The sequence below is a fragment of the uncultured Corynebacterium sp. genome (assembly GCF_902489365.1).
Lineage (GTDB): Bacteria > Actinomycetota > Actinomycetes > Mycobacteriales > Mycobacteriaceae > Corynebacterium.
Genome location: NZ_CABTZR010000022.1, coordinates 1 through 17,146 on the forward strand (window position 1 = coordinate 1; position 17,146 = coordinate 17,146).

19 protein-coding genes are annotated in these 17,146 nt (G+C 62.3%); 5 read left to right on the forward strand and 14 right to left on the reverse strand.

Translation table 11 applies throughout. The features are described from left to right. The 10 genes from RDN59_RS05025 to pyrR form a co-directional block, all read right to left on the reverse strand. Positions 1–601: flavoprotein (locus tag RDN59_RS05025; protein ID WP_308606918.1), on the reverse strand; the 601-nt coding region annotated here is incomplete at its 3' end. 150 nt (positions 602–751) lie between these two features. Beyond that, a complete protein-coding gene (gene rpoZ, locus RDN59_RS05030) occupies positions 752–1,054 on the reverse strand; it encodes a DNA-directed RNA polymerase subunit omega (protein ID WP_046649090.1) in 303 nt (100 codons plus the stop codon). A gap of 38 nt (positions 1,055–1,092) precedes the next feature. After that, on the reverse strand, positions 1,093–1,662 hold the full coding sequence (gene gmk / locus RDN59_RS05035) for a guanylate kinase (RefSeq protein ID WP_308606893.1): 570 nt from the start codon (positions 1,660–1,662) through the stop codon (positions 1,093–1,095). Between the two features lie 8 nt (positions 1,663–1,670). Further along, a complete protein-coding gene (gene mihF / locus RDN59_RS05040; RefSeq protein ID WP_010186801.1) occupies positions 1,671–1,991 on the reverse strand; it encodes an integration host factor, actinobacterial type in 321 nt (106 codons plus the stop codon). A gap of 270 nt (positions 1,992–2,261) precedes the next feature. Beyond that, positions 2,262–3,110 carry an orotidine-5'-phosphate decarboxylase gene (pyrF, locus tag RDN59_RS05045; RefSeq protein WP_308606895.1) on the reverse strand — a complete coding sequence of 283 codons (849 nt, stop codon included), beginning with the start codon at positions 3,108–3,110 and terminating at the stop codon, positions 2,262–2,264. Continuing rightward, positions 3,094–6,435: a carbamoyl-phosphate synthase large subunit gene (carB, locus tag RDN59_RS05050; protein ID WP_308606896.1), complete on the reverse strand. Its 3,342-nt coding sequence runs from the start codon at positions 6,433–6,435 to the stop codon at positions 3,094–3,096. Before carB ends, pyrF begins: the two co-directional genes overlap by 17 nt. Before the next feature lie 30 nt (positions 6,436–6,465). Continuing rightward, positions 6,466–7,629 (reverse strand): glutamine-hydrolyzing carbamoyl-phosphate synthase small subunit, encoded by a 1,164-nt coding sequence (gene carA, locus RDN59_RS05055; protein WP_070701925.1) that lies wholly within the window; start codon positions 7,627–7,629, stop codon positions 6,466–6,468. A gap of 115 nt (positions 7,630–7,744) precedes the next feature. Further along, positions 7,745–9,133, reverse strand: coding sequence for a dihydroorotase (locus RDN59_RS05060; protein WP_308606897.1), 1,389 nt, complete (start codon positions 9,131–9,133; stop codon positions 7,745–7,747). A 42-nt stretch (positions 9,134–9,175) separates the two neighbouring features. Then, positions 9,176–10,147 carry an aspartate carbamoyltransferase catalytic subunit gene (locus RDN59_RS05065; protein ID WP_308606898.1) on the reverse strand — a complete coding sequence of 324 codons (972 nt, stop codon included), beginning with the start codon at positions 10,145–10,147 and terminating at the stop codon, positions 9,176–9,178. Then, complete coding sequence (gene pyrR / locus RDN59_RS05070; RefSeq protein WP_308606899.1) at positions 10,148–10,738, reverse strand: bifunctional pyr operon transcriptional regulator/uracil phosphoribosyltransferase PyrR; 591 nt, start codon at positions 10,736–10,738, stop codon at positions 10,148–10,150. It lies immediately after the preceding gene. Between the two features lie 161 nt (positions 10,739–10,899). Between pyrR and RDN59_RS05075 the strand changes: the two genes are divergently transcribed. Genes RDN59_RS05075 through RDN59_RS05095 form a run of 5 tightly spaced genes read left to right on the forward strand, consistent with a single transcriptional unit; the run spans position 10,900 to position 14,382 of the window. Then, positions 10,900–12,297: a TIGR01777 family oxidoreductase gene (locus RDN59_RS05075; RefSeq protein ID WP_308606900.1), complete on the forward strand. Its 1,398-nt coding sequence runs from the start codon at positions 10,900–10,902 to the stop codon at positions 12,295–12,297. A 28-nt stretch (positions 12,298–12,325) separates the two neighbouring features. Then, on the forward strand, positions 12,326–12,841 hold the full coding sequence (locus RDN59_RS05080; RefSeq protein ID WP_046649083.1) for a YbjN domain-containing protein: 516 nt from the start codon (positions 12,326–12,328) through the stop codon (positions 12,839–12,841). Next, complete coding sequence (locus RDN59_RS05085; protein ID WP_158381118.1) at positions 12,834–13,355, forward strand: YbjN domain-containing protein; 522 nt, start codon at positions 12,834–12,836, stop codon at positions 13,353–13,355. Before RDN59_RS05080 ends, RDN59_RS05085 begins: the two co-directional genes overlap by 8 nt. Next, positions 13,352–13,867, forward strand: a complete 516-nt coding sequence (locus RDN59_RS05090) for a hypothetical protein (protein WP_308606901.1) — start codon at positions 13,352–13,354, stop codon at positions 13,865–13,867. The genes RDN59_RS05085 and RDN59_RS05090 overlap by 4 nt, the downstream gene beginning before the upstream one ends. A 2-nt stretch (positions 13,868–13,869) precedes the next feature. Further along, positions 13,870–14,382: a hypothetical protein gene (locus RDN59_RS05095; RefSeq protein WP_308606902.1), complete on the forward strand. Its 513-nt coding sequence runs from the start codon at positions 13,870–13,872 to the stop codon at positions 14,380–14,382. A 3-nt stretch (positions 14,383–14,385) separates the two neighbouring features. Here RDN59_RS05095 and RDN59_RS05100 read toward each other — a convergent pair whose 3' ends face one another. The 4 genes from RDN59_RS05100 to rsmD are packed head-to-tail and all read right to left on the reverse strand — an operon-like array spanning position 14,386 to position 17,133. Further along, a complete protein-coding gene (locus tag RDN59_RS05100; RefSeq protein ID WP_308606903.1) occupies positions 14,386–15,240 on the reverse strand; it encodes a PPK2 family polyphosphate kinase in 855 nt (284 codons plus the stop codon). A 25-nt stretch (positions 15,241–15,265) separates the two neighbouring features. Continuing rightward, entirely contained in the window at positions 15,266–16,021 is a 756-nt protein-coding gene (locus RDN59_RS05105; protein WP_308606904.1) for a sulfite exporter TauE/SafE family protein, read from the reverse strand. Between the two features lie 6 nt (positions 16,022–16,027). Further along, positions 16,028–16,504 (reverse strand): pantetheine-phosphate adenylyltransferase, encoded by a 477-nt coding sequence (coaD, locus tag RDN59_RS05110; protein ID WP_046649077.1) that lies wholly within the window; start codon positions 16,502–16,504, stop codon positions 16,028–16,030. A gap of 2 nt (positions 16,505–16,506) precedes the next feature. Then, complete coding sequence (gene rsmD / locus RDN59_RS05115) at positions 16,507–17,133, reverse strand: 16S rRNA (guanine(966)-N(2))-methyltransferase RsmD (RefSeq protein ID WP_308606905.1); 627 nt, start codon at positions 17,131–17,133, stop codon at positions 16,507–16,509. Between the last annotated feature and the right edge of the window lie 13 nt (positions 17,134–17,146).

The window sequence follows — 17,146 nt, forward strand, 5'->3', positions numbered from 1 at the left end:
CCTTCCGGCCCTGCCACTCATGGTCCACGCGGTGGCCAGCAATGATGGTGCGAGCAAACTCCGCGATCTGCTCCGGATCCGGCAACCGGCCTGCGCCTGTATCGGTACCGGTCAGGCGGCCGTGGGCGGGCTCCATGACAGTAACTCCGCGACGGCGCAGCGTAGCCACGTTGTCTTGGGTTGCCGGGTGAAGCCACATCTCCGTGTGCATCGCCGGGGCGATAATCACCGGACACGTCGCAACGAGGACAGACGCGCTGAGAAGATCGTCTGCGCGACCACCAGCCAAACGCGCGATCAGGTCCGCGGTTGCCGGGGCAATAACGATGGCATCCGCTTGCTGGCCTAGGGAGACGTGCTGGACCTCATCCACCGCATCAAAGACCGTGGTCGACACCGGATGCCCCGACAAGGCCTCAAAGGTCGCCGCCCCAACGAAATTCAGTGCGGCCTCTGTAGGAATCACGCGAACATCATCGCCATGCTCAGTGAAATCGCGGATAAGATGGCACGCCTTGTAGGCGGCAATTCCTCCTGCCACTCCGATGAGGATGCGCCGCCGGTGAGCTGACCCAACATCTGCGGACTCTGTGTTGTTCACCGCGTTACTCTCTCGAACTTCTTGGAAATGCTGTACGTCCTTCACGCGGACGATGTTACCCAAGACGCACTGAACCCACCCAGCGTCCTGGCAGACACGTGGGTGGGTTCAGTTCAGAATGTGCTTAGGCCGCTACCGGCACGGAAAGGCTTAGTTGCCTTCCTCGTGGTCCAGCAGGCCAGCTTCGATTTCGCGCAAAGCGATGGACAGCGGCTTCTCCCCCGGTTCCGGGGTCACCAGCGGTCCGACAAACTCGAAGACGCCTTCATCCTGTTCTTGGTAGTAGCTGTTGATCTGGCGTGCGCGCTTAGCGGCAAAGATCACCAGAGCGTACTTGGACGAGACCTTGCCCAGCAGCTCATCGATCGGCGGATCGGTAATGCCCGTCGGCGGATCGAATACTGGTTCCGGCTTAACGGCCTCAGAATTAGCAGGTGTGGTCACGTTGGTCACATGCACCTTTACTGTTGGTAGATGGTCAAAATCGTGGTCTATCCACGCAGGATAGCACTAATAGCAGCAACGGCCTCATCGAGTTCTTCATTGACAACGATGTGGTCGAACTCCTTTTGCGCGGCAAGCTCCGACTCAGCGGTCTGCAACCTGCGGTCGATGACATCCTGCGGTTCGGTCCCACGCCCTGTCAGGCGCTCGACCAAAACTTCCCAAGATGGTGGGGCCAGAAACACGGTTTCTGCCTCCGGCATCGCCGCCTTCACGTTGCGGGCGCCTGCAAGATCAACCTCTACCAACACCGGGCGTCCAGCCGTCATCGCTTCTTGGACCGGCTGAGCGGGCGTCCCGGAACGCTGCAAACCGCCGTGGATCTCTGCCCATTCGAGCATGTCACCGGCGTCGATATGCTGTTGAAAGGTCTCTGGGGAGACGAAGAAGTAGTCCACCCCATCAGTCTCTCCGGGACGGGGTTGGCGCGTCGTCATGGAGACGCTGAAGTAGAGGTTGTCGACATCGTCGCGCAGGCGCGAAACCACCGTGGATTTGCCCACAGCGGACGGCCCGGCCAGAACGACTAGGCGCCCGCGTGCAGTTTCGTCAGCCATTGCGCTAATTACTCGCCGTAGCCGAAACGCTCGAGCAGGGCGCGGCGCTGACGGTCACCCAGGCCACGCAGACGGCGGGTCTGAGCAATCTCCAGGTCCTCCATGATTTCCTTAGCCTTGACCTTGCCAACCTTCGGCAGGGCCTCGAGGAGAGCGGAGACCTTGGTCTTGCCGATGATCTCATCGGTCTCGGCCTTCTCCAGAACTTCCTGCAGGTTGGTCTCGCCGCGCTTCAGCGCAGCCTTGAGCTCAGCGCGAGCCTTGCGGGCCTCAGCGGCCTTTGCGAGAGCTTCTTTGCGCTGCTCATCTGTCAACTTGGGAAGGGCCACGGGTTTCCTCCGATTTCATTAGTACGAACATTGTCATCTGATGGCTAGCACCAGAATCTCGGCTCACGGTGGGAAGGTTTCCCCAGCGCGGGATAGCTTTTGCTACCTCCACGAACCGACTTCTGGCAATCCTAGCACTGGTCTGTACGCGATGACGTAACGCGGCCCCCTTCTTTTAAAGGTTCCCGCACGTCAACGCACATGCCTTAAACAAAATACCAGGTAAACGGCGCGCCCGTTAATCCAGCACGCCGCTACCTGGTCTGAGTATTAGTCCCGGAACTCCGCCGCCGTATCCACTACGGCTTTCCGCAGGTCAGAGACATTCGGCCCCTGCGAAAGAATGGCCCGGGAAACATTGGCAAAGCCGAGCTCGGGCGCCGCTGCGGTGAGTTCCCTTACATCGGAGGGCGTGGCGCCCTGGGCGCCCACACCCGGCAGCAGCACCGGACCGTTTAATTGGTCTAGTGCAGGCGGAGCCTCCAACGTCGCGCCAACGACAACACCAAGGGCACCCACGGTGGTGTCTGGCCCAACCGCGGACGCATTGCGCTGTGCAAGCTCATCGACGACACGCTGTGCCACGCTGCGGCCGTCGACGCTCAACGACTGCAACGCCACGGCCTCTGGGTTGGAGGTCGCCGCAAGGACAAAGACCCCGCGTCCAGTATCCTCCGCTAGGTCGAAGACTGGACTCAAAGCGCCCACACCAAGGTAGGGCGAGACCGTCACAGCATCAGAACGCAGCGGCGAGTCCTCCCCCAGCCAGGCTTGCGCGTAGCCCGCCATGGTGGAACCGATGTCTCCGCGCTTCGCGTCCGCTAGGCTCAGACAGCCCTGCTCGCGGAGCCCCGCGAGGGCCTCCTCAAGAACTGCGAAGCCGCGCGAACCGAAACGCTCAAAGAAGGCCACCTGTGGCTTCACCACTGCGGCGGTCTCAGCGAAGGCCTCTACACAGCGCAGGGTAAACGTGCGCAGACCCTCCACATCAACCGACAGGCCCCAGGCCTCCAGCAGATGCGGGTGGGGGTCGATGCCCACGCACAGGCGCCCGCGCTCCGCACCGGCTGCTACGAGGCGCTCACCGAAAGACGGCGTCTTCCTAGTTGGCTGGGTCATGCTCAAGCTCCTGCAGCGCGCGCACCTTGAGGTCCCCGCGACGCAGAGCCTCAATGCCCTGCACGGCGGCGGTCACGCCCTGGACGGTGGTCACCAACGGAATACCCACGGATACGGCAGCAGCGCGGATGTCATAGCCGTCGTGGCGGGCACCGGCGGAGCCTGCCGGGGTGTTAAGGATGAGATCTACCTTTCCAGCGAGAATCTGATCCACGATGGACTCCTCGCCCTCCGTGGCCTCCGAAACCTTCCGGGCGACCTCGCACTCGACGCCATTGCGGCGCAGCATCTGCGCGGTTCCAGCGGTAGCCACAATGGTGTAGCCCATGTAGGCCAGGCGCTGAATCGGGAAGATAAGCGTGCGCTTGTCGCGGTTGGCTACGGAGACAAACACGGTGCCTTCGGTGGGCAGCTCGCCGAAGGCGGCCATCTCACCCTTGGCATAGGCGGCGCCGAAGTTATCGGCCAGGCCCATCACCTCACCGGTGGACTTCATCTCCGGAGACAGCAAAGTATCCAGTAGCTGGCCATCGGGGCGACGGAAGCGGTTGAACGGCAGCACGGCCTCCTTGACCGCAATCGGGTGCTCCAGCGGCAAGGAGCCACCATCGTAAGTAGACGGGATGATGCCCTCCTCGCGCAGATCGGCGATGGAGGCACCCAGCATGACGCGCGCGGCGGCCTTGGCCAGCGGAACGCCGGTGGCCTTGGAGACGAAAGGCACGGTGCGGGAAGCACGCGGGTTGGCCTCGATGACGTAGAGGGTGTCATCCTTCAAGGCGTACTGAACATTCATCAGGCCCTTAACACCAATGCCATGCGCTAGACGACGCGTCGACTCCCGCACCTTCTCAATATCTTCTGGGCCCAACGTCATCGGCGGCAACGCACAGGAGGAGTCACCGGAGTGAATACCGGCCTCCTCGATGTGCTCCATCACGCCGCCGAGGTAGACTTCCTCGCCGTCGCACAGCGCGTCGACGTCAATCTCGATGGCGTTATCCAGGAAGCGGTCAACCAAGACCGGGTGGTCCGAGGTGATCTCGGTAGCGCGCTCGATGTAATCGCGCAGCGAATCTTCGTCGTAGACGATCTCCATGCCGCGGCCTCCCAGCACGTAGGACGGGCGGACAAGTACCGGGTAGCCGATCTTCGCGGCAACCTGGCGTGCCTCCTCGAAGGAGGTCGCGGTGCCAAAAGCCGGTGCGGGAAGCTCGGCTTCAGCAAGCACCTTGCCGAACTCTCCGCGGTCCTCCGCCAAGTCGATGGCGGCGGCAGAAGTACCCACGACCGGAACGCCGGCAGCGGTCAGGCGCTCAGCCAGGCCCAGCGGGGTTTGGCCGCCCAGCTGGACGATGACGCCGGCAACCTCACCGCACGCAGCCTCCGCGTGGTAGACCTCCATGACGTCCTCGAAAGTCAGCGGCTCGAAGTAGAGGCGGTCTGCAGTGTCATAGTCGGTAGACACGGTCTCCGGGTTGCAGTTGACCATGACCGTCTCGTAACCCTCGCGGGAGAGCTCTAGGGCGGCATGCACGCAGGAGTAGTCAAACTCAATGCCTTGACCGATACGGTTCGGACCAGAGCCCAGGATGATTACCTTGCCCTTGTTTTTCTCGGCGCTTGCGCGGACCTCGGACTCAGCGTTCGGATCCAGCTCATAAGTGCTGTAGTGGTACGGGGTCTGCGCCTCGAACTCTCCAGCGCATGTATCGACGGTCTTGTACACCGGGCGAATGCCCAGGGACCAGCGCAGGGAGCGCACGCCATCCTCGCCGGCGAACTCTGGGCGAAGAGCCGCGATTTGGGCGTCGGACAGGCCGAAGACCTTGGCGCGGCGCAGCAGCTCGGCGTCGAGCACCGGAGCGCCCACGAGCTCTTCACGGAACTGGACCAGTGCCTCCAGCTCAGCGAGGAACCACGGGTCCAAGTGGGAGTGCTCGTGCAGTTGCTCGATGGTGGCACCGAGGCGCAGGGCCAGCTCGACGTCGTACATGCGGCCCTCGGTCGGACGCTCCAGGTCCTTGAGAACGGCCTCGAGGTCCGTAGCGCGCTCCCCGGCGAAGTATTCATCCGGCTGGGTCCAGAAACCTGCGGGCTTGGATTCCAGGGAACGCATGACCTTATTCAGGCCGGAAATGTAGTTGCGGCCGATACCCATGGCCTCACCCACGGACTTCATGGTGGTGGTCAGGGTGTCGTCGGCGCCCGGGAACTTCTCAAAGGCAAAGCGCGGAGCCTTGACGATGACATAGTCCAGAGTCGGCTCAAAGGCCGCCGGGGTCACACCGGTGATGTCGTTGCGCACCTCATCCAGGGTGTAGCCAATGGCCAGCTTGGCGGCCAGCTTGGCAATCGGGAAACCGGTGGCCTTGGAGGCCAGCGCGGAGGAGCGGGATACGCGCGGGTTCATCTCAATGGTGATGATGCGGCCGTCATCCGGGTTCACGGCGAACTGGATGTTGCAGCCGCCGGTGTCGACGCCCACCTCGCGAATGATGGCGATACCCTGGTCGCGCATCTTCTGGTACTCGCGGTCCGTCAGTGTCAGGGCCGGGGCTACGGTGACGGAGTCACCGGTGTGGACGCCGAGGGCATCGACGTTCTCGATGGACGCGATGACCACAACGTTATCGTCGCCGTCACGCATGAGCTCTAGCTCGAACTCTTTCCAGCCCAGGATGGACTCCTCGATGAGGACGTTCGCTTCTGGGGACGCAGCCAGACCGCCGCCGGCAATGCGCTCAAGGTCCTCCTCGTTGAAGGCCAGGCCCGAACCGAGGCCGCCCATGGTAAACGACGGGCGAACGACAACCGGCAAGCCAAGCTCGGCGACGGTCTCGTGGACCTCCTCCATGGTGTGACAGACGCGGGAGCGCGCGGATTCGCCGCCGATGGAGGCGACAATATCCTTGAACTTCTGGCGGTCCTCGCCGCGCTCAATCGCATCGATATCGGCCCCGATGAGCTCGATATCGTACTTCTTTAGGATGCCCAGGCGGTCCAACTGTACCGCGGCGTTCAGAGCGGTCTGGCCGCCGAGGGTGGCCAGCACGGCGTCGATGGGGTTGCCCTCTTCCTTTTCCTTCTGGAAGATCTTCTCGATGAACTCGGGCTCGATGGGCTCTACGTAGGTGTGGTCGGCGAATTCCGGGTCCGTCATGATCGTTGCCGGATTGGAGTTGACCAGCGTGACGCGCAGGCCTTCCTCCTTGAGCACGCGGCAGGCCTGGGTGCCGGAGTAGTCGAACTCGCAGGCCTGGCCAATAACAATCGGACCGGAGCCGATAACCAGGACGTGATTGATGTCGTTGCGCTTTGGCATGTGTTTCTTCTTCCTTTTCCTGGTTGCGTTCTACTTGTTCGGGGACTTTTCAGTCATGAGCTCGATGAACTGGTCAAAGAGCGGGTTAGCATCGTGCGGGCCAGCCGCGGACTCTGGGTGGTACTGCACGGAGTAAGCCATGCCATCCTTGAGCGCAACACCTTCGATGGTGTTGTCGTTGAGGCAGGTGTGAGACACCACTGCCGGGCCGAAGTCGGTATCGAATTCCTCACCGGCCGGGTCTTCCTTGCCTGACGGGCTGGCCAGGGCGAAGCCGTGGTTCTGAGAGGTGATGTCGATCTTTCCGGTGAGCTGATTGCGCACCGGCACGTTGATGCCGCGGTGGCCGAACTTCAGCTTGTAGGTATCCATGCCCAGCGCACGGCCGAGGATCTGGTTGCCGAAGCAGATGCCGAAGAACGGGTACTTGGCGGCGAGGATGTCGCGGACGATGCCAACCATGGTGTCCGCAGTAGCCGGGTCGCCCGGACCGTTGGAGACAAACACACCGTCCGGCTTGTACTGCTTGATCTCCTCGAACGGGGTGTTGGCGGGAACCACGATGGTTTCGATGCCGCGCTCGGCAAAGTTCTTCGGTGTGGCGGTCTTGACTCCCATGTCGTAGGCCACGACGGTGAAGCGCTTCTCCCCTACGGCCGGGAAGGTATAAACCTCATCAGTCGAGACCTCTGCCGACAGGTCGAGTCCGGCCATGGAGGGCTGGTTCTTCACCTCAGCGATGAGCTCCTCGACGTCCCGCTCAGCATCGGCACCGGAGAAGATACCGGCCTTGATGGAGCCATGGTTGCGCAGGTGGCGCACCAGGGTGCGGGTATCGATGCCGCTGATACCAATGATGCCCTGCTTTTCCATCTCCTCCGGCAGTGAGCGCTCGGCGCGCCAGTTGGAGACGCGGCGAGCAAGGTCGCGGATGACCAGACCGGCGACCCAAATCTTGTCGCCGTGGGACTCATTGTCCTCATCATTCCAGCCTGTATTACCAATCTGCGGCGCGGAGGCTACGACGATCTGGCGGTGGTACGACGGATCCGTCATGGTCTCCTGGTAGCCCGTCATGGCGGTGGTGAAGACGGCCTCGCCCAGGGTCGTACCCGTGGCGCCAAAGCCAAAGCCACGGAAGGTGCGGCCATCAGCGAGGACCAGGATGGCGGGGGTGGTGGTAGTGGAAGTCACTGTGTGTTGAACCTTTCAGTGAATTTTCTCGGTGAAGGGTGATTGTGTTGGGGACGTGCGTTGGTATGCGTTGGCCACTTAAGTGTTGAGCAACTCTGATTGTCGATTATCCCGATTACTCGGCCGCCTCGCTGGCGCTTTCAGCCGCTAGGTCGTAGGTCACCGCACCGCGCAGGATGGTGTAGGCCACGCGTGCGCCGAATTCCTCCCCCTCGTACGGGTTGTTCTCCGACTTCGAGGCCAGGCGCGTGGAATCGGATACCCACTGGTGTTCCGGATCAACGATGGTGAGGTTGGCAGGCTCTCCCACGGCAATCGGGCGGCCATGGCCGGGCAGACGGGTGATCTCTGCCGGGCGTTCCGACATGACGCGGGCAACGAAGCGCCAGTCGGCCAGACCGGTGGCGACGAAAAGCTTGGCGATAACCGCCAGGGAGGACTCCAGGCCCAGCATGCCCGGCTTGGCGTGTTCGAATTCGACGCACTTGTCTTCGCTGCCGTGCGGAGCGTGGTCGGTCGCCACGACGTCGATAAGCCCGTCGAGCAACGCCTGGCGCAGGGCCAGGGTGTCAGATTCCTCGCGCAACGGTGGGTTGACGCGGTAGACGCCGTCGTAGGTCACCAGCTTGTCATCGGTCAGCAGCAGGTGGTGCGGGGTCACCTCGGCGGTCAGCGGAATGCCCTGTTCCTTGGCCCACTTGAGCAGCTCCACTGTGCCCTTCGTCGAAGCGTGGCAGATGTGCATGCGGTTGCCGTAGTCACGCGCGAGTAGTGCGTCGCGGGCGACGATGGACTCCTCGGCCACGCGGGGCCAGCCGCGCAGGCCCAGGCGGGCCGCAACCTCGCCCTCGTGGGCGCTAGCGCCTTCAGTCATGCGGTGGTCCTCTGCGTGCTGGGCTAGCAGGACGTCAAGCCCCTTGGCGTACTCCAAGGCACGGCGCATGAGCTGCGGGTCCTGGACGCACTTGCCGTCGTCGGAGAACATGCGCACCTTGGCATCCGAGCGGGCCATCATGCCGAACTCGGTCAGGGTCTTGCCCTCGAGGCCCTTCGTGATGGAGCCGACGGGGTGAACATCGCACAGGCCGCGTGCCTGGCCCTTGGCCCAGACGGACTCGGCGATGATCGGCTGGTCCGTCACCGGTGAGGTGTTAGCCATGGTGAACACGGCGGTAAAGCCGCCCTTGGCGGCAGCCCGCGAGCCGGTTTCGATGGTCTCGGTGTCCTCGCGGCCCGGCTCACGCAGGTGAACGTGCATGTCCACCAGCCCTGGCAGCAGCACGTTGCCGTCGCCATCAATGGTGCGGTCCACCTCAACTGCCGGGGTCACGCCCCCGGCGTCCCTGGCGCCCCCGGCGTCCCCGGCAGCACCGATGGCCTCGATGACGCCATCCTTGATCAGGATGCTGGTGGGTTCGCCCTCGCCATAGGGGCGAACGTTGGTGATGAGCAGAGTGCCGGCCGCGGGAGCAGAGAGCACGCCGGTGTCTGGATAATTAGTCATGGATTCTTCAGCTCTCCTCGTTGGTGTGTGAGACATCTCGTTTTAGATACCGGCGTTCTCGCCGTTGGTGAGCAGCGTAAAGAGGGTGGCCATGCGCACATGGACACCGTTGTTGACCTGCTGGAGCACCGCGGTGTTGTCATAGTCGGCCACGGCGTAGTTGATCTCCATGCCGCGGACCATGGGGCCTGGGTGCATGATGATGGCGTCCTTCTTCATGGCCGCGGCGCGGTCCTTGGACAGCCCGTAGAGAGTGGCATATTCGCGGTGCGATGGGAAGAAACCGCCGTTCATGCGCTCTGCTTGCACGCGGAGCATCATGACTACGTCTGCCTTATCCACCTCGGCGTCGAAATCGTGGGAGACGCGCACGGGCCAGGTGTCCACCCCGAAGGGCAACAGCGTCGGCGGGGCGACGAGCGTGACTTCAGCGCCCAGCGTGGAGAGCAGGTCGACGTTCGAACGCACCACGCGGGAGTGCAAGCAGTCACCGACGATGGCCACGTTAAGACCCTCAAAACCGGTGCCCGCTGCCGAGCGATCCGTGCCCAGGTGCAGGCGCTGGCGCATCGTGACGGCGTCGAGAAGCGCCTGCGTGGGGTGCTGGTGAGAACCATCGCCGGCGTTAATCACGCTCGGGCCCTGGCCGCCGGGCGCTACCCAGCTGGCTAGCTGCTGTGCCGCACCGGAGGAAGGATGGCGCATGATGATGGCGTCCGCCCCGATGGACGCCAGGGTCAGGCCCGTGTCCTTGAGGGACTCACCTTTCTTGACCGAGGACGTCGAGGCGGAGAGGTTAATGACATCCGCCGACATCCACTTGCCCGCCGTTTCGAAAGAGGAACGAGTGCGGGTGGAATTCTCGTAGAACAAGGTGAAAACGGTGCGCCCGCGCAGCGTGGGCAACTTCTTGACCTCGCGGCCTTCCAGGGCCTCCCGGAAGCGGTCGGCCTCATCCATCAGACCGAGAATCTCCTCGGCGCTGTGGTCGGCGATGTTAATGAGGTGCTTCATTTATGCCTCCTTGCCGGGCTGTGCAGTGAAGCGGGTGAGAACGACGGCATCGCGCCCATCAATGTCGGCGTTGTATACGGTGACATCCTCGTCGCGTGCAGTAGGAATGTTCTTGCCCACATAGTCAGCACGGATGGGGACTTGGCGGTGTCCGCGGTCCACGAGGACGGCGAGCTGGATGATGTCGGGACGGCCGATGTCCGCGAGGGCATCAAGTGCGGCGCGGATGGTGCGGCCGGAGTAGAGGACATCGTCGACAAGAATGACGGTGGCGCCATCGATGCCGCCGTCAGGCACCGTCGTGGGCTGCAAGGCACGGTGCGGGCGGGCATATAAATCGTCTCGGTACAAGGTGATGTCGAGGGAACCCCAGGGAATCTCCACCCCAGAGAATTCCTCAATCTTTTCGGCAAGGCGCTGCGCCAAAGGCACGCCACCAGAGGGAATGCCTAAGAGCAGGACCCGAGAAGAATCACTCGAATCTAGCGCCGTTTTCTCAATGATCTGGTGCGCGATGCGTGCGACAGTACGCGCGACGTCTTTCGAGCTCAGCAGCTCGTTAGACTCCGCGTGGGTGCCGGATTCACTCATCGTGACCTCCTTCCCCGCCTCACGGTGCGGTCTTTAAAGGATGTCGGACAATGGTTCAATGGACTTGTCTATGCTTGAAAGCCAGCACTAACCATAGCACTCTTCACGCGTGCTTGGTACGCCCTCGCACCCCCGAATCTCCTGAGGTAGGTCTATAGACAGTGAGTTTCACTACCCAGCACCTTGTCCCAGCGCCGCGCGAAGACGTATGGCAGTGGCACACCCGCCAGGGGGCGTTTGCTCGCCTCACCGCACCTTTCGGTTTCATGACCCCGCTCCAACAGGCCGAGTCCTTGGCCGATGGAACCTCAGTATTGGGCTTTCCCGGCGGCCTGAAATGGGTTGCCCGCCACGACCTCAGCCGCTACCAACCGCGGCGCTCCTTCGCGGATGTCTGTATCAACGCCCCCTTCCGCTCCCTGGCGAATTGGCGCCACGAGCACTTCTTTGAGGATCACCCGGAGGGCACACTCATCACGGACAAGGTGGAAACCCGCATTCCTGCCGGAGCCCTGGAATCGATCTTTGCTTACCGCCAGCAGCAGCTCATCGAAGACTTTCGCTTTGCTCACAGGCTCGGCGCGCTCAACGCCGAGCCCCGCACGGTAGCGGTAACCGGAACGCACGGGACGGTGGGCGCGGCTGTGGCTGCGCAACTGGGCACCCTGGGCCACACCGTCATTCCTTTGGTGCGCTCCAACCCCGGGCCTGGCGAGCGCCTCTGGCGCCCCCAGCTGCCAGCGAAGGACCTGCTGGAAGGCGTTGACGTTCTCATCCACTTGGCCGGCGAACCTATCTTCGGGCGCTTTAATTCCGCGCACAAAGAGGCCATTCGGGATTCCCGCGTCGAGCCTACCCGCCTACTCGCCCAGATGGCTGCTGAGACCCCGTCCCTAACCACCCTGGTGTGCGCCTCCGCCATTGGAATCTATGGCCCGGACAGGGGTGAAACGGAACTGACCGAGGAATCGGAGCGCGGCGAGGGTTTTCTCGCCGACGTCGTCGCCGACTGGGAGGCGGCGTGCGGGCCGGCGCGCGAGGCTGGAAAGCGCGTGGTTAACCTGCGCACCGGTATTGTGCAATCAGCCAATGCGGGGATCCTGCCGCTGCTACGCGGGCTGTTTTCCACAGGTCTTGGCGGCGCCTTCGGCAAAGGCACCATGTGGAATAGCTGGATTGCGCAAGATGATCTTTCTGACATGTTCATCCGCGCCGCACTCGACCCAGCCTGGCACGGCGTCATCAACGCGGTCTCCCCCACTCCGGTGCTCAACCGCGATTATGTTGATGCCCTTGGCTCCTTGCTTCACCGCCCCACCATCATTCCGATTCCCAGCGTCGGTCCGGCTCTGCTGCTGGGCAAGGAAGGTGCGCGTGAGCTTGCACTGGCTAACCAAAAAGTTCTGCCCACGCGGGCAGAAGCGCTCGGCCATACTTTCCGCTATCCCGAGATCGCTCCAGCGCTTGCCCACGAGCTGGGCGGAGAAAAGCTCTTCGAGGCCCCCACCTCCGCACCCAAGGAAGACGGCTCCGGTAGTGTCGGGGCCGGAAAAGATTAAGAAGAATGTAGCGAAGTGAGTAGAAGAATTGACTGACACCACTAATCACGACGAAGCGCAGCAGCGCCAGCTGCAGCCCGATACTCCGATTGAGGAGGTCACACTCGAACGCATTGCGGAGATCTTTAAGTCAGAGGGCTTGGAATACCGCATCGAAGAGCAAAAGACGCAGGACGGCCAGACGGTCAACCTTTTGCGCACCGGCTTCTCCAACGCCGCCATCGCCTTCCAGCTGGTTGGCTCCTCCCTCATCGTCGATTCCGTGTGGCGCGGTTCCGTGCCCGCCTCCGAGGGCCCCGCGCTCCTCATGCACATCAACGCCTGGAACCAGGATCACTTCACGCCGACGTTCCGCTTCTTTGAGGCTCCGGACAACGCCTTGGCGGTCTCCGGTGCGCGCGATCTCGACCTGACCCACGGCGCTTCCCGCAACCAGTTAGGCGCATTCGTCATGTCCACCCTGGATGCCGTGTTGCAGTCCTTCGAGTGGATTGAACAGCAGTACCCGCAGCTCGTCACCTGGAAGGAGCACAACCATGACTAATCCTGCGACTACCCCCGCCGAGGATCCGCACGCACTGCCGGAGGTCACCCTCGACCGCATTATCGAGGCAATGAAAACCTTCGACATCGAACTCGAGCCGGTCACCGGCCGCGACGACGCCGCTACCGCCAACCTCAACGGCCTGCCGTGCATGTTCGCTGTGCTGGAAAGCGTCGCCATCGTACGCTGCGATGTGCCAACGGACGTCACCTACGCCAAAGCCGACGCCGGCCTTTTCCTCGCGGCTAACCAGATCAACTCCGTCGCTATGGGGGCCCGCGCCGTCATTGCTGACTTCGACGGCATGCTGCTCGTGCGCACCGAAGCCGATATTCCGTGCGCGGCCGGCATGACCGACGAACAACTCGCGGCCGCGCTGCGCGCCTCCGTGGATGGTGTCATCAACGCCCAGAACGCCATGGTCGCCGCCGCCGAGGAGATGGCCAAGCTCGGTTCCGAATCTGCCGCACAGGCGGGCGAGGGAACCGAGGGCGCCCAGGGTGAGCAGCAGTGACCGAGCTCCACGTGGTTGAGCCGGTCACCATCGACCGGCTGGCGCAGTTGTGCGAGCTTATCGACGCCGACTACGCGCTCATCGAAGCTGCCCCCGAGGAAGGCGACGCTCGTGGTGTCGGCGGCGACAACGCCCCCGTGCGCCGCGTCCTGCAGACCGGCGTGCCGCACATCGCGGTGCACTGTGACCTCAACGCGGAGGGCGACGTATTGAGCGCCTTCGCTGCCTGGGAAGGCACGCTTCCGGCGCACCTCGAACAAGACGTTGCTGCTGCCGTGGCGGAGCTGAACTGGGCCAGCGTGGCGCCCACCCTGAACTTCCTCGTCGAAGAGGACGCGAAGGGCAATGCGGAGATCCACCTAGGTGCCAACCGCGCCATGGCCGTGGGCGAAGGTTTGTCCTTGGCCCAGCTGGGGCATTTCCTGCTGAGCTCCCTCGCCAGCTTCGCGGAGATTTTCGACGTCGTGGCGCAGCGTTTTCCGCAGGCAGTCACCTGGAACGAGGAGGAGTAGGAATGAGCCACAACGCTAGTGAAGGCACCGATCCTTTCGACATCCTGTCCGGGTCACCGCTGCCCGCCGTCAACCGGGACAGCGTACTGAGCGTGCTCAACGGTACGGAACTAGATATGGCGGCCACCGCGCACCCAGAGGACCCCACTGCTGCGGTTGCCCGCCTCAATGACCTTGATTGGGTTATTACCGTCGACGATGGCCTCGTGCGTATGGAATGCGTGCTGCCGACGCAGCTCGACGCGGGCATGCTCCCGGTCTTCCACGTCTTGTGCAACGAGTTCAATTCCAGCGCCTTCGATGGGCGCGCGCTCGTTGGCCTCGTTGAGGATGAGGTGGAGCTGCGTGGTGATGCCTGCTTCGTCACTACGGCGGGTCTGAACGAAGACCAGCTCTTTCACGCCCTCAATCTGGGAATTATCAATGCCCAGGAAGCGCTGTTGTCTGTCCTCGATAGTTTCAACGCCGCCGCCCGAGAACTAGCCGGCGACAACAATGATGGAGCTACCGACTAACGTCTAGTCGGCGTCCTCTATGCGCTGGCGCTCCACGTCCGGGTCAAAGTCGGGCGCTGGCCACTCGAGGTCCAGGTGGCGCAGGAGATCCACGATGAGGAACTTCAGCGCCATGCGGGCATACTTCTTGTTATCGGTAGGAATGACGTACCAGGGAGCATAGTTTTCATCCGTACGCTGGATAGCGTCCTGATAGGCCGCCATGTACTCATCCCAGTAGGCGCGCTCCTCCACATCGGCGGGGTCATACTTCCAAAACTTGTCCTCGCGCTCCGTGCGCTCCAGCAGATTTTCCTTCTGAGCATCCTTGGACAGGTGTAGGAAGATCTTGATGACCTTGACACCTTTCGCCGTCAGGTCGAGCTCATAGTCCCGGATAGCCTCGATGCGGCGGTCCACTTCTTCTTCATCGACCCACTCGTGCACGCGCTGGATGAGAACGTCCTCGTAGTGGGAGCGGTCAAAGGCCACAATCTGTCCCGGCTGGGGGTCGTGCTTGCGGATGCGCCACAAGAAGTCATGTTCCAGCTCTTCCTCGGTGGGCTTTCCGAAACCAACCGTGGTCGTTCCCTGCGGGTCGAAGGTGCTCAGCACATGGCGAATAGCGCCGCCCTTGCCCGAGGTATCCATTCCCTGCAACACGATGAGCACCGCCGGGGCATCCTCGCCATAGCTGCGGCCATTGGCAAAGAGCCGCTCCTGCAGTTCATAGAGCTCGTCATCATACTTGGTGAAGCGGGAGTCGAGCTCGTCTTTGTCACCGTCGAAACCGGGGGTTGCGGAGGCATCGACCGAGTCGATCTGAAAAGTCTTGCCTGCGCGCAGGGAGAGCGCGTCTTCTATCTTGAATTTCGCCATGGGTCCACCTTACCCAGGCATTCTTCTAAGCGCCCAGCGTGAAAAGACCACGCAATAGAGCACTCAGCGCTCCCAGGCTAGCCAGCGCCAGCGACAGTGTGTGGGCTGTCTCCCGCGAAACGTGCCAGGCGATCTTCTTGCCTAGGAGGATGCCAACGCACATGCCGACTATCCCGCAAGGCCACACCAGCCAATGCAGGCCCTCGAAGCCGCCGGAGCCCAAGAAGTACTTTGTCAGGACCGAAGCCAATCCGCCGATGACGAAGCAGGGTTGCAGGGTCGGCGCGAGGATCGCCTTAGGCCACCGCGCAGCCTGGGCATACACCGTGATAACGGGGCCGGCGACGCCGGCCAGGGTATTGGTAAAACCACCCAAGATACCCGCGGAGATGGCCGGGCCCGTGCCCCGCATCTCCGGGACGAATCTGCGGCCGAAGACCACCACACCCAGCGCGATCAACAAGGCGGCGCCCACGAGCACCAACAACGCCGAGGTATCAATGCGCGCGATAAGCAGCGCCGCAGGGATTGAGCCGAGAACCATGAAGGGGCCGATGCGCAGCCACTTATCCCAAGCCACATTCTCGCGCATCGAATACGTGGTAAGGATGGCGTTAATGCAGGCCAAAACGTTGATGACCATGATGCCTTCCACGGGGCCGAGGAGGAGCGTCAAGATAGGCCCGCCAATGAGGCCTAACCCCATGCCGGAAACTCGCTGCAGGCAGGAGCCGACTATGACGGTAACGAGGACGACGAAAGGTATTGCCAGTACAGACATGTCTCCTTAGCCTCGGTAGCGTTCCATCACAGCAGCCGCAACGTGCTCTGGGAACATGCCCGTGACATCGCCGCCGTACTGTGCCACCTGCTTGCACAGGGAGGAGGAGATATAGCCGTATTTTTCATCAGTGAGCAAGAAGACCGTATCGATCCCGGAAAGGCGCCGGTTCATCTGTGCCATCGGCAGCTCATACTCATAGTCCAAGGAGGAGCGCAAGCCCTTGACAATGGTGTCTATGCCATGGGCACTGGTGTAATCCACGAGCAGGCCGCCCCACCAGTCCACCTGGATCTCTGGCGCGACGGTACGGCGGATGAGATCGACGCGCTCCTCCACGCTAAACAGCCCGGACGGCTTGTCAGGATTTCCCGTCACCAACACGGTGACCTTGTCAAACAATTCGCTGGCGCGGTTAAATACGTCAACGTGGCCCAGCGTGATGGGGTCAAAAGATCCCGGGCAGACGGCGTGGGTGGGCATGGCTAATCCTCCTTGGTTTCGTTCATGGCGGTGTCTTCTCTACCCGCGTCTTCGCTGTAATCGCTGTCCTCAGCGCGGTGGTAAATCGCCATATCAAAACGTGCGATGCCAAAAGTCCGCTTTTTGAGCTTCTGACCGGTGGGCTCGAAACCTTCCGGCCACTGCGTCTGCGGGGAATCCACATGGCGTTCGATGACGACGATGGCGGCATCATCCAACACCGGTTCGATCGCGGCCAACAGCCCATCCACATCATCGAACTCATAGGGAGGATCCGCGAGCACCATGTCGAAATACCCGCGCGGGGCGGTGGCGAGGTAGGACGAGGCCTTCATCTCGCGTACCTCGACGCGCGGGTGCTTCACCACCCCAATGTTGTGGCGGATGATCTTCACCGCCGCAGCATTGTTTTCCACCAAAACCACTTCCTCAGCGCCACGGCTGGCTGCCTCCAGACCTAAGGCACCGGACCCAGCAAAAAGGTCCAGCACGCGGGAGTCGATGAAGCCCCAACGCACGTTCAACGATGAGAAAAGGCCCTCACGGGCACGGTCAGAGGTAGGTCTAGTCCCGGCTTCCGGCACCTTGATGGTGCGCCCCCGGGCCTCCCCAGCGATGATTCTGGTCATGGTCTCTACCCTA

What these genes read in the sequence shown, in the direction of transcription:
- gmk (WP_308606893.1), bottom strand. Translation starts at nt 1,662, where the DNA reads ATGGCTGACGAAACTGCACGCGGGCGCCTAGTCGTTCTGGCCGGGCCG.
- RDN59_RS05100 (WP_308606903.1), bottom strand. Translation starts at nt 15,240, where the DNA reads ATGGCGAAATTCAAGATAGAAGACGCGCTCTCCCTGCGCGCAGGCAAG.
- RDN59_RS05060 (WP_308606897.1), bottom strand. Translation starts at nt 9,133, where the DNA reads ATGACTAATTATCCAGACACCGGCGTGCTCTCTGCTCCCGCGGCCGGC.
- rsmD (WP_308606905.1), bottom strand. Translation starts at nt 17,133, where the DNA reads ATGACCAGAATCATCGCTGGGGAGGCCCGGGGGCGCACCATCAAGGTG.
- RDN59_RS05085 (WP_158381118.1), top strand. Translation starts at nt 12,834, where the DNA reads ATGACTAATCCTGCGACTACCCCCGCCGAGGATCCGCACGCACTGCCG.
- pyrR (WP_308606899.1), bottom strand. Translation starts at nt 10,738, where the DNA reads ATGAGTGAATCCGGCACCCACGCGGAGTCTAACGAGCTGCTGAGCTCG.
- pyrF (WP_308606895.1), bottom strand. Translation starts at nt 3,110, where the DNA reads ATGACCCAGCCAACTAGGAAGACGCCGTCTTTCGGTGAGCGCCTCGTA.
- carB (WP_308606896.1), bottom strand. Translation starts at nt 6,435, where the DNA reads ATGCCAAAGCGCAACGACATCAATCACGTCCTGGTTATCGGCTCCGGT.
- coaD (WP_046649077.1), bottom strand. Translation starts at nt 16,504, where the DNA reads ATGCCCACCCACGCCGTCTGCCCGGGATCTTTTGACCCCATCACGCTG.
- RDN59_RS05105 (WP_308606904.1), bottom strand. Translation starts at nt 16,021, where the DNA reads ATGTCTGTACTGGCAATACCTTTCGTCGTCCTCGTTACCGTCATAGTC.
- RDN59_RS05095 (WP_308606902.1), top strand. Translation starts at nt 13,870, where the DNA reads ATGAGCCACAACGCTAGTGAAGGCACCGATCCTTTCGACATCCTGTCC.
- RDN59_RS05065 (WP_308606898.1), bottom strand. Translation starts at nt 10,147, where the DNA reads ATGAAGCACCTCATTAACATCGCCGACCACAGCGCCGAGGAGATTCTC.